The organism is Nocardia sp. NRRL S-836 (assembly GCF_001279525.1).
Classification (GTDB): domain Bacteria; phylum Actinomycetota; class Actinomycetes; order Mycobacteriales; family Pseudonocardiaceae; genus Lentzea.
On sequence record NZ_LGDY01000156.1, the window covers coordinates 1 to 9,584 of the forward strand.

Sequence of the window (9,584 nt, forward strand, 5' to 3'; positions counted from 1 at the left end):
TCGAGACGAAGGAAGGCGAGAAGCGCACTGTCGTGGAGCTGGAGGTCGACGAGATCGGCCCCTCGCTGCGCTACGCGACCGCGAAGGTCAACAAGGTCACGCGCGGGGAGACCACCAGGAAGGCAGCTGGCGCCGTGAACGATCCCTGGGAGGGCGAGGCTCCGCCCGCCGGTGACGGCTTCGCGGACGAGCCATCGCTCTAGGTCACCCGATCGAGTGTTGGTGGGTCACTCATCGGTGACCCACCAACACTGAATTCGGCCCCGGGTTCTCGTAGCCCTCTGCCCGACAGGACCAATCCACAATGACTGCCCTTGATCGACTTCTCGACAAGCTTTTCAATGGTCTAGGAGAGCCGCTTACCCCTGACGCCCGAGCGCAGATCGTTCGTCTTGACACCAACCCCAGCCCACAAACCTGGAACGAGGCATACTCGCTCATTGTCGGAACGCAGTTCAGCACCAAGTCGTTGTGGGCTGCTGTCCGAGATATCGACCCACGATGTCCGCGGGCTCCGTCTTCGGCATATGCCGGGACCAACCCCGATCGATGGCACGGCTACTTTCCCGCTCAGCTCACGCTGCGCATCGCCCTGCGTCACGCGGGCGATGCCAACACGGCCAGCATCACCGACACCGGCGCCAAGGCTCGATCTTCCCCTATGCCTCGGTTGCCCACAATCTGACGGCTTCCGCCACATGCCGTGCACCGCGTCGGCCTTTGCCTACTACCGCGAAGCTCGTGCCGACAACTGGCTCCCTTCTGGATAGCAGAGGCCTGAGGCACAACCTCCGGTCAACGGGAAGCCCACCTGCGAACAGTTCGCTGCGAGCGACAAGCGACAGCCGCCGTGATGGCTCTACGAGCACCGAAGCGACGCAGCTCCTTCCACTCGCGCAATAACGCAGTCACAAACCACAAGCCACATAGCCACAGCGGAGCCCCCGACCGAGACGAGCCGTTGATGAATCGGAATTCCGTTACAGAAGCCCAAGTCACCGAGTCGGCCTCGTCGCGAGTTCTGCACCAGTTCACCAACTGCCTTCACACCCTGCACGAATCATCGCAGCAGTATGACTGCCTGCATGGCGAGGCTCCTCAACTGCATCAGTGGACGGCAGCCTCCCTTGTCCTCATCGACCACACTGCCCTCGACTTGTGCCTGATCCGCTCCATGCCTGAACGAGCGGGTGTGGTACTGGTGACTTCCTCTGGAGCAGCGTCCAAGCCATGGGCCGACGCCGCCAGGCTCGGCGTCGAGTCAGTGCTGGAGCTGCCCAGGGAATCGCGCACACTCACGGCGCTCATCGCCAGCAAACGAGCCGCGCTTAGCGCCAACTACAAGCTGCTCGTTCTTCTCGGCCGGATCATCTGGCCTTAAAACCCGCGCCGCGCCTCCCAGTGGCCCGGACGTTCCCCGCGGCAGCGCGAGGTCACCCCTTGGTCGCCCATCCTCAGCTGGACCACCGAGCAGGTGTGGCGCGCCATCCACGCCTCCGGCGCGCCACACCAGCCTGCCTACCACGCGGGATTCCCCCCGCCTTTCCTGCGTGTTCCGTGTGCTCGCCAGCCCCACCGAACTCGTCCTCGCGGCCATCTCAAACCCGATCTCACCCTAGCGCTACCCCGCGCTAGAACCGGAGATCGGCTTCAAGCACAACTTGCCCATGGCCGAGAGCAGTTCGCCGTGCTCACGGCACCTCAGCCTGAAAGCGGCACGACCAGCAGAAATTCGCCCTCACCACGGGGGGTCGTGAAAGTCCGTTCGATCCCGCCGAGATCTTGCAGCACCACGCGGAAGGCCTCGCCATGACCAGCACCCTGCACCCCGCCACCCAGCCCGGCACGCTCACCTCCCGCTACTTCGAGCAGGCGACCGCCGACCAAGCCGAGACCACCTGGGCATTGCGGCTGCTGGAGATCAGCCGTCTCCTGCAGAACATCGCCCCACGCACCTACCGGCTCGCGGTCCGGATCAGCACCGACACCAGCACCGTCGCCGTCTGCCTGCTCAACACCGTCGGGAGCCACTGGACCTCAGCCGGAGGCCGCGCACCGGGCTGGCTCACCGACTGGCGTGGCAACCAGGGCCAAACCTGGGACGACGTCCGGCGTTCTATCGAGCACCACCTGTCCTGTGCGCTCACGGCAGCCAAGCCCGACGACCTCTTCGTCAAGGCCACCGCCGCCCGAATGCGGGACTGGGGTACCAAGGCCCGCACGCCGATGTGGACCGTCAACCTCCCCATCGGCCGCGCCGTGCTGGGCTACAGCGCACTCGACCAGTCCGCACGCCACCCCGACGCGCCACTGCACGATCTGCGCGTGATCGTTGACAAGTACCTGGACAAGGAACACGCGGACTACGGCGAACAGGCCGCGCAGAATCGCGCCGGCCACCCCTACCTCAGCCTGCTCGCCGTCAACAACTGGCTGGCGCAGCTCAACCGGCACGGCACCATCGACGACGCCGACCACGACGCCGCGCCCACGTCGTTGGACACCGACCTGCTCACCCAGATCATCACCGCGCAGGCCGGCGTGAACGCGGCGGAAAGCATCCTCACCGCGCTCGACCAAGCCTACGACGTCCCCGCCGGCCTGGACCCGGGCCTGCGCGGCACCATGATCGACGGCTATACCGACGGCGACGTCAACACCACCCTCGGCCAGATCAACAACGCCACCGGCACCCACATCATCTGCCTGTGGGACAGGCACCAGACCACCACGCTCGGCGACCTCTACTTCGGACACTCCAACTTCTTCATCGTCCACGACGGCCGCGTACACGAGCTGGCCGGTGAGCTTTGGAGCTGGCTCAACAACGACCCGTGCGACCCTGATACTCCGCTCAACCCCGGTAGGCCCGACACCTGGAGCGGCTCGCCCACGCCGCACATTTTGGCCACCCTGCCCGCCCACGACGGCCGCCTCAACTACGCCCTGCGCACGGATGTCCAACCGTGTCGCTCATGACGCGCGATCAACTGGGTGCTGGGCAGGCCGACCGTTGACCGACGACGATCTCGAACGGCTCGACGAGGCGATTCCGCACTCCTGCATCCCCGAGGCGATCAGCGCGATCGTCGATGGCATGGACGGGTAGCGCACGCAGCGATGCGGCCCGCCGTCTCGGTCTCCCGCAACGCGACCGTCCCGGTCGCGCTCAGGGTCACCGTGCTTCGCCGGTCCCACAACCACCTCGCGGAAGGAGGTGATCTCGATGTCCGCAGCCGGCTCGATGCTCACCCCGCTGGGGGTTCAGGTGTCCAAGGACGTCGCGCTCCAGGCCGTGCGTGCGGCACAGGCCGCTCTGGGCCTGCTGCGTCCGCCACCACCGGCACTGCCGCTTGCCTCGGTCCGCGGGCAACCCGCACCGAAGGTGGTGGCCGCGTTGGGACTCGGATGCGATTCGAGCGCGATTCTCGCGCGCTGGCTCACCAACCCGTCGAGCCGGGACTTCGCCCTTGACGACCTTGTGGTGATCACCGCGATGACGGGTCAGGAATGGCCGGTAACCCGCCTGCTGGTCGAGGAGCACCTGCTGCCGCTGATGGCGGCCGCGGGCGTGCGGTTCATCCAGGTCGCTCGCCGCGGTCCTCGGCAAGCCGATGGTATCGACATTCTGTCCGACACGCGCTCGCCGGACCGTCTGCAGTTGGTGGGGGCGTGGACGCTGGCGCACGAGATGTTCGCCGGTGCCACAGTCCCGCAGACTGCCGGCGACCGCTTGTGTTCAGTTGACTGCACCAAGTCCGATCTGACCAAGGATGGACTGTCCATCCGGGACTGAAAGGGTTTGGTGGATGTCTGATCTACGACGGCTGCTCATGGAAGGGCAGGAGGACCTCGGCCGGGTCGGGGCGGTAACTGCGGGAAAAGGAAAGCTTCCCCCGTTCGTGGTGGTCGACTCGGCTGGCGTGGAGGTCGAGCCGGTGACCCGGTACCTGCGAGACCTGGCGTTGAGCGACATGAGCCCGCTGACCAGCCGCAGCTACGGCTACGACCTGCTGCGATGGTTCAGGGTGCTGTGGGCGTTGGAGGTGGATTGGGAGCGCGCGACCGGCGCGGATGTTGACGTCCTGGTCGGCTGGATGAGGACCGCGCGCAACCCGCAGCGCAGGCGGACTCGCGCGGGCGGGGCCACGCCGGGGACGGTGAACATCCGGACGGGCAAGCCGGCGCTAGCTGAGGGTTACGCCCCGAGGACGATCAACCACTGTTTGACTGCCGTGTATGGGTTTTACGCCTATCACCAGCATTTCGGCAGGGGTCCGGTGGCGAACCCGGTGCCGTCCTCACGGGCTCGCCGGATGGCGCTGGCGCACCGCAGCCCGATCGACGCCAAGCAGCGGTTCAAGCGGGCGCGGTTGCGGCAGCGGGTCGCGGACACGACTCCCCGGGCGATCCCGGACGCGATGTGGGACGAGTTGTTCGCCGCCATGACCTGCGACCGCGACCGGTCGCTGTTGTTGTGCTACGTGTCCAGCGGGGCCAGGGCCAGCGAGTTGCTCGGTGTGGCCCTGGGGGATGTGGACTGGGCCGGGTCGCGCATGTATGTGATCTCGAAGGGCACGCGGCTGCGGCAGGCGGTGCCGATCTCGCCGGAGGCGATCCGGTACTTGACGCGCTACCTGGACGCCGTCGGCCTTCCCGGCCCTGACGAGCCGCTGTGGCGCACGCGCCGGGGTGCGAGCAGGGCGGTGTCGTATTGGGCAATGCGGCGGGTTTTGCAGCGGGCCAACGAGAAGCTGGGGACGAACTGGTCGCTGCATGACCTTCGGCACACTGCCTCGACCAGGATGGCCAACGACTCGGAGATGACCTTGCGCGATGTCCAGGCAGTACTGCGGCACGCCAACATCGAGACCACTGGCCGCTACATGACCGTCCGGGTGGAGGACATGTTCGACAAGCTCCAGGAGCACTACAACCGGCCGCGCCCGCAGCGGACGTTCGCGGCTGGGTACGACGAGGCCGACGTCAAGGCGGTGTTCGGTGGCTGAGCGCTACACGTTGCGCAACCGGCGTTCCCCCGTGCTGCGTGAGAGGGACGCCGAGATGAGGGAACTGCGGTCCCGGTTCGCCATCGACGCGATCGAGGCGGCCCCCGCCTCCGCGGCCACACCGCCGCAGCCGTTCGGCGACCTGTCCCGGGTGACGATCGAGGAGCTGGTGAAGCTCGCGGGCGACAAGCTTGGCTCACAGGTCGACTCGCCCAGGCAGAAACGCAGGTCGGGTACCCGGCACCTGCTGGAGCACGTGGATAGCTTCGAGGGCCGGACCTGGCAGGAGCGATGGCTGGCCAGCGGCCTGGACGCCGGCGAGCGGCCGGTCAGCGACCTGGACCCCGACAAGTACCGCGGCTACAACCTCACTCACGGGTTGAAGGCGCTGCTGTGCCTGCGCGTGATCACGCCGTCGTTGACCGCGTTCCGGGGCAACAAGTTCAACCAGTACCCCTACGCTTTCCAGGAGGCGCAGGGCGACTCGTTGCTGGACAAGTTCTTCGAGGAGGCCAGGCGCGCCCGCGCGTCCGAGCGCCACCAGTACCGGGCGCTGGCCGACGTGTGCTGCGCGCTGACCACCCAGGGCATCGCGCTGGCCGACCTGTCCCCGGAGGCGCTGCTGTTCTACGCTAACGAGTGCCGCAGGCTGAACCTGGTCGTGGCTGCGCGCCCGGACTCCAACCGGTTCGCTGGCTTGTTGGCCTGGGACATCCTGCACGGCATGGGCCATTTCCCGCCGGGGACGCCGCCGACGCTGCGCTCGTCCATTTACAAAGGGCAGAAGTCGCCCGAGGAGATGGTGGACTTTCAAGGGGTCCGCGATCCCGAGATCCGGCAGCTGATCATCGACTACCTCGTGCGCCGCCAAGGAGACACCGACTACCCGACTCGCGAGGGCCTCGCGCGGCAGCTCGCGGGCGAGTTCTGGGGCAAGATCGAGAAGCTCGCGCCCGGCCAGCATGACCTTGACATCCCGCAAGAGGTGTACGACCAGTGGCGTGAGGAGGTGCGAGTGCGCAAGGACGGCAAGCCCCGAGCTGACGGCGGCACCACAATCCTGCTGAGCGTGCGCTCGTTCTACATGGACTTGCAGAGCTGGGCGCTGGAGGAGCCCGAGAGGTGGGCGCGGTGGGCCGCGCCTTGCCCGATCCCGCCCGCGGACTTGCGGGGCTTCGGCAAGCGCCGCAGGCGGATCAACGAGCGCATGGCCGACCGCGTCCGGGTGCGCCAGCCGCTGCTGCCGACCCTGGTGGCGCACGTCGAGGAGCGCTACAGCGGCTTGAAGGAGTTGCTGGAGGCGGCGCGCGCCGTGCCGCTGGGCGTGGCGTTCAGCCACGCTGGGCGCTCCTACACGCGGATGGGCAGCCGCCAGGACCAGCGGCACCACGACGACCCGCAGTTCCCGCTGGTGCGGGTGCGCGACGAGCAGACCGGCAAGGTGCGGTCGCTGGCCGACGAGGAGGAGACGGCCTTCTGGGAGTTCGCCTACGTGGAGGTCCTGCGCCACACCGGGGTGCGGGCGGAGGAGTTGGTGGAGTTGGCGCACACCAGCGTCCGCCAGTACCAGCGGCCCAACGGGGAGGTGATCGCGCTGCTGGTCATCGCCCCGTCCAAGACCGATCGGGAGCGTGTAATCCCCATGTCGGCGGAGCTGTTCCACGTGATCGCGATGATCGTGATGCGCCAGACCCAGCACGGCCCGATCCCGCTGGTGCCCCGCTACGACACCCATGAGCGGCAGTTCACCGCGCCGATGCCTTACCTGTTCCAGCGGCAGATCGGCGGGGTCCGCCGGGTGACCAGCCCCTCCACTGCCCTGAACAACCTGCGCAAGCGCTGCGAGGTCATCGGAGAGACCGACCCGCAGTTCCGTGGGCTGCACTTCACACCGCATGACTTCCGGAGGCTGTTCGCCACGGAGCTGGTCAACAACGGCCTGCCGATTCACATCGGGGCGGCGTTGCTCGGTCATTTGTCGCTTCAAACCACCCAGGGCTATGTCGCGGTGTTCGCCGAGGACGTCATCCGGCACGTCCAGGACTTCCTCGTGCGCCGCCGCACCATGCGGCCGGAGGAGGAGTACCGTCCGGCCACCGAGCAGGAGTGGAGCGAGTTCGAGGAGCACTTCGACAAGCGCAAGGTCGAGCTCGGCTCCTGTGGGCGTCCATATGGGACAGACTGCCCGCATGAGCACGCCTGCCTGAGGTGCGCCCAACTGCATGTCAACCCGAAGATGCTGCCCCGTTTGGATGAGTTGGAGACCGACCTGGAGGAGCGGCGGAAACGCGCCGAGTCCGAGGGCTGGCTGGGCGAGATCGAGGGGGTCGACCGGACCCTCCGGTGCCTGCGCGATAAGCGGGCTGACGCGTTGAGGCTGACGCGCATCACCCGCCAGGTCAACCTCGGCATGCCGACCGTCGCAGCACCGCGATAGGCCCAGGTCGGCTGGATCGCCACTGAACCCACGGCGGGTGGCGATCCAGCCGACGGCGCTGACGAACGCGCTCTATGCGGCATGAGCGGACGTTGTGCAGTGGCCCGCTCATCTGGAATTTCTTTGGTCGTCGGTGTGCGGCGCGTTTGTGGTTACGTTTGGTGGGGCGCGGCGATGATGTTGGTGTGTCGCGTCGTGGCTGGGTTGTGTGGATTGTGGCGGGTTTCGTGATGGCCGCGGGCGGTGGAGTTCTGGCGTGGGCGGATCTTGAGTCGGCGGACAAGATCGCCAGCGTGGTCGGGGGCGTCTGCGGCGCGTTGGGTCTGGCTCTGTCGGCCTATGGCCTGCTCAAGGCCCGGCAACCGCGTCCTGAACCTCCTGCCGTGGCACCGGTCGACCCTGTGGGTGTTGGGCGGGTGGGGAATGCGATCAGTGGGTCGACGGTGAGCGGGACCGTGGTGCAGGCGGGGTCGGTCGAGGGTCCGGTGGTGATCGGCGACCGCAACATCGTCGGTACTCAGGTGGTGGTGCCGCCGGTCGTTGTGCCGGAGATGGAAGTCGTGGCCGCGGTGCCTGGTCTGGGCCGTGTTCCGGCTGGGCAGCGTGTGTTCGTCGGGCGGTCGGAGGAGTTGCGGCGGCTGGACGCGGCGGTGAGCCGTACTGGCCGGGCGGTGGTGGTCGCGGTGCATGGCCTGGGCGGGGTCGGCAAGAGCACGCTCGTGGCGCGGTTCGCCGGGGTGCACGAGACCCGTTTTTCGTTGGTGTGGTGGATGGTCGCGGATTCGCCGGCCGCGATCGAGGCGGGTTTGGCCGAGCTGGCGGCGGAGTTGGTGCCGCAGACCGCGGAGTTGCCGTCGGAGCAGCGCACAGAGCTGGGGGTGCGGTGGCTGGCGACGCACACCGGCTGGCTTCTGGTGCTGGACAACCTGTCCGCTCCGAAGGACGCGGCAGGGTTGCTGGCGCGTGTGCGCACAGGCACGGTCGTGATCACCAGTCGCCACGGCGTGGGCTGGCACGCGCTGGCGGAGCCGGTGGCGCTGGACGTGCTGAGCCCCGGCGAGGCCGTCGACTTGATGACCCGGATCGTTCACACGGTCCAGCCCGGCGCGGACCTCACCGGTGCGGATCGGGTGTGTGCCGAGCTGGGGTGGTTGCCGCTGGCGGTCGAGCAGGCGGCCTCATACCTCGCCCAGACCCGCATCAGCCCGCAGACTTACCTCAAGCTGCTGGCGGATTCGCCGGCGCGGATGTTCGTCGCGGCTGGCGAAAGCAGCGACACCGGGCGCAACACGGCTCGCGTCTGGCACGTCACGCTCGCGCACCTCGCCACCACCCCCGCCACGGTCCAACTGCTGCGTCAGCTAGCGTGGTACGCCCCGGATGGGATCCCGAGGAGCCTGCTGACCGGTGGGATGGTCGAACTGGAGTTGTCCGAGGCGCTGGGCCGCCTGGCCGCCTACAGCATGATCACCCTGACTACGGACACCGTGACCGTGCATCGCCTGGTCCAAGCCATCACCCGCACACCCGACCCGACCGACCCCTATCGCCAACCAGGCGACATCGCCACCGCCCGCGCGACCGCCACCGCTGCCCTCGCCACCTCTCTGGACGGGCACGACCCCGAGGATCCCGCGGACTGGCGGGTTTACCGGCAGGTGCTGGTCCACGCGCGTGCCCTGCTCGAACACGCCAGCCCCGACACAGACACCCCGCAGACCGGCCAGGTACTCAACGCACTCGGCCGCTACCTGGAGGGGCAGGGCGAGGTCAGTACAGCCATCACCTATCACACCCGCGCCACCACCACCCGAGAACGCCTCCACGGCCCTGAGCACCCGGACACGCTGACCTCGCGGAACAACCTGGCCAACGCCTACGAGTCGGCGGGTGATCTGGGCCGGGCGATCCCGCTACACGAAGCGACTCTCGCAGACTGCGAGCGGGTGCTGGGCCCCGATCACCCGGACACGCTGACCTCGCGGAACAACCTGGCCAACGCCTACGGGTCGGCGGGTGATCTGGGCCGGGCGATCCCGCTGCACGAAGCGACCCTCGCTGATCGCGAGCGGGTGCTGGGCCCCGACCACCCAAGCACGCTGCTCTCGCGGAGCAACCTGGCCAACGCCTACGAGTCG

At 67.7% G+C, this 9,584-nt stretch carries 6 protein-coding genes and 1 pseudogene; all 7 read left to right on the forward strand.

Annotated features, from left to right (window positions below; genetic code table 11):
• Positions 1–203: pseudogene (locus ADL03_RS41550) on the forward strand (single-stranded DNA-binding protein); the annotation flags it as partial.
• A 761-nt stretch (positions 204–964) separates the two neighbouring features.
• Complete coding sequence (locus ADL03_RS41555) at positions 965–1,381, forward strand: hypothetical protein (protein ID WP_053739161.1); 417 nt, start codon at positions 965–967, stop codon at positions 1,379–1,381.
• Positions 1,382–1,809: 428 nt separating this feature from the next.
• Entirely contained in the window at positions 1,810–2,979 is a 1,170-nt protein-coding gene (locus ADL03_RS41560) for a hypothetical protein (RefSeq protein WP_053739162.1), read from the forward strand.
• Between the two features lie 247 nt (positions 2,980–3,226).
• On the forward strand, positions 3,227–3,796 hold the full coding sequence (locus ADL03_RS41565; RefSeq protein ID WP_157529730.1) for a hypothetical protein: 570 nt from the start codon (positions 3,227–3,229) through the stop codon (positions 3,794–3,796).
• Between the two features lie 13 nt (positions 3,797–3,809).
• A complete protein-coding gene (locus ADL03_RS47835) occupies positions 3,810–5,009 on the forward strand; it encodes a tyrosine-type recombinase/integrase (protein ID WP_157529731.1) in 1,200 nt (399 codons plus the stop codon).
• Positions 5,002–7,446 (forward strand): site-specific integrase, encoded by a 2,445-nt coding sequence (locus ADL03_RS41575; RefSeq protein ID WP_197289116.1) that lies wholly within the window; start codon positions 5,002–5,004, stop codon positions 7,444–7,446. Before ADL03_RS47835 ends, ADL03_RS41575 begins: the two co-directional genes overlap by 8 nt.
• Before the next feature lie 215 nt (positions 7,447–7,661).
• A partial coding sequence (locus ADL03_RS41580; protein WP_197289117.1) for a tetratricopeptide repeat protein occupies positions 7,662–9,584 on the forward strand: 1,923 nt, incomplete at its 3' end.

Bases quoted from the DNA above. Each gene is read 5' to 3' on its own strand.
- ADL03_RS41555 (WP_053739161.1), top strand. From the start codon at position 965: ATGAATCGGAATTCCGTTACAGAAGCCCAAGTCACCGAGTCGGCCTCG.
- ADL03_RS41560 (WP_053739162.1), top strand. From the start codon at position 1,810: ATGACCAGCACCCTGCACCCCGCCACCCAGCCCGGCACGCTCACCTCC.
- ADL03_RS41565 (WP_157529730.1), top strand. From the start codon at position 3,227: ATGTCCGCAGCCGGCTCGATGCTCACCCCGCTGGGGGTTCAGGTGTCC.
- ADL03_RS47835 (WP_157529731.1), top strand. From the start codon at position 3,810: ATGTCTGATCTACGACGGCTGCTCATGGAAGGGCAGGAGGACCTCGGC.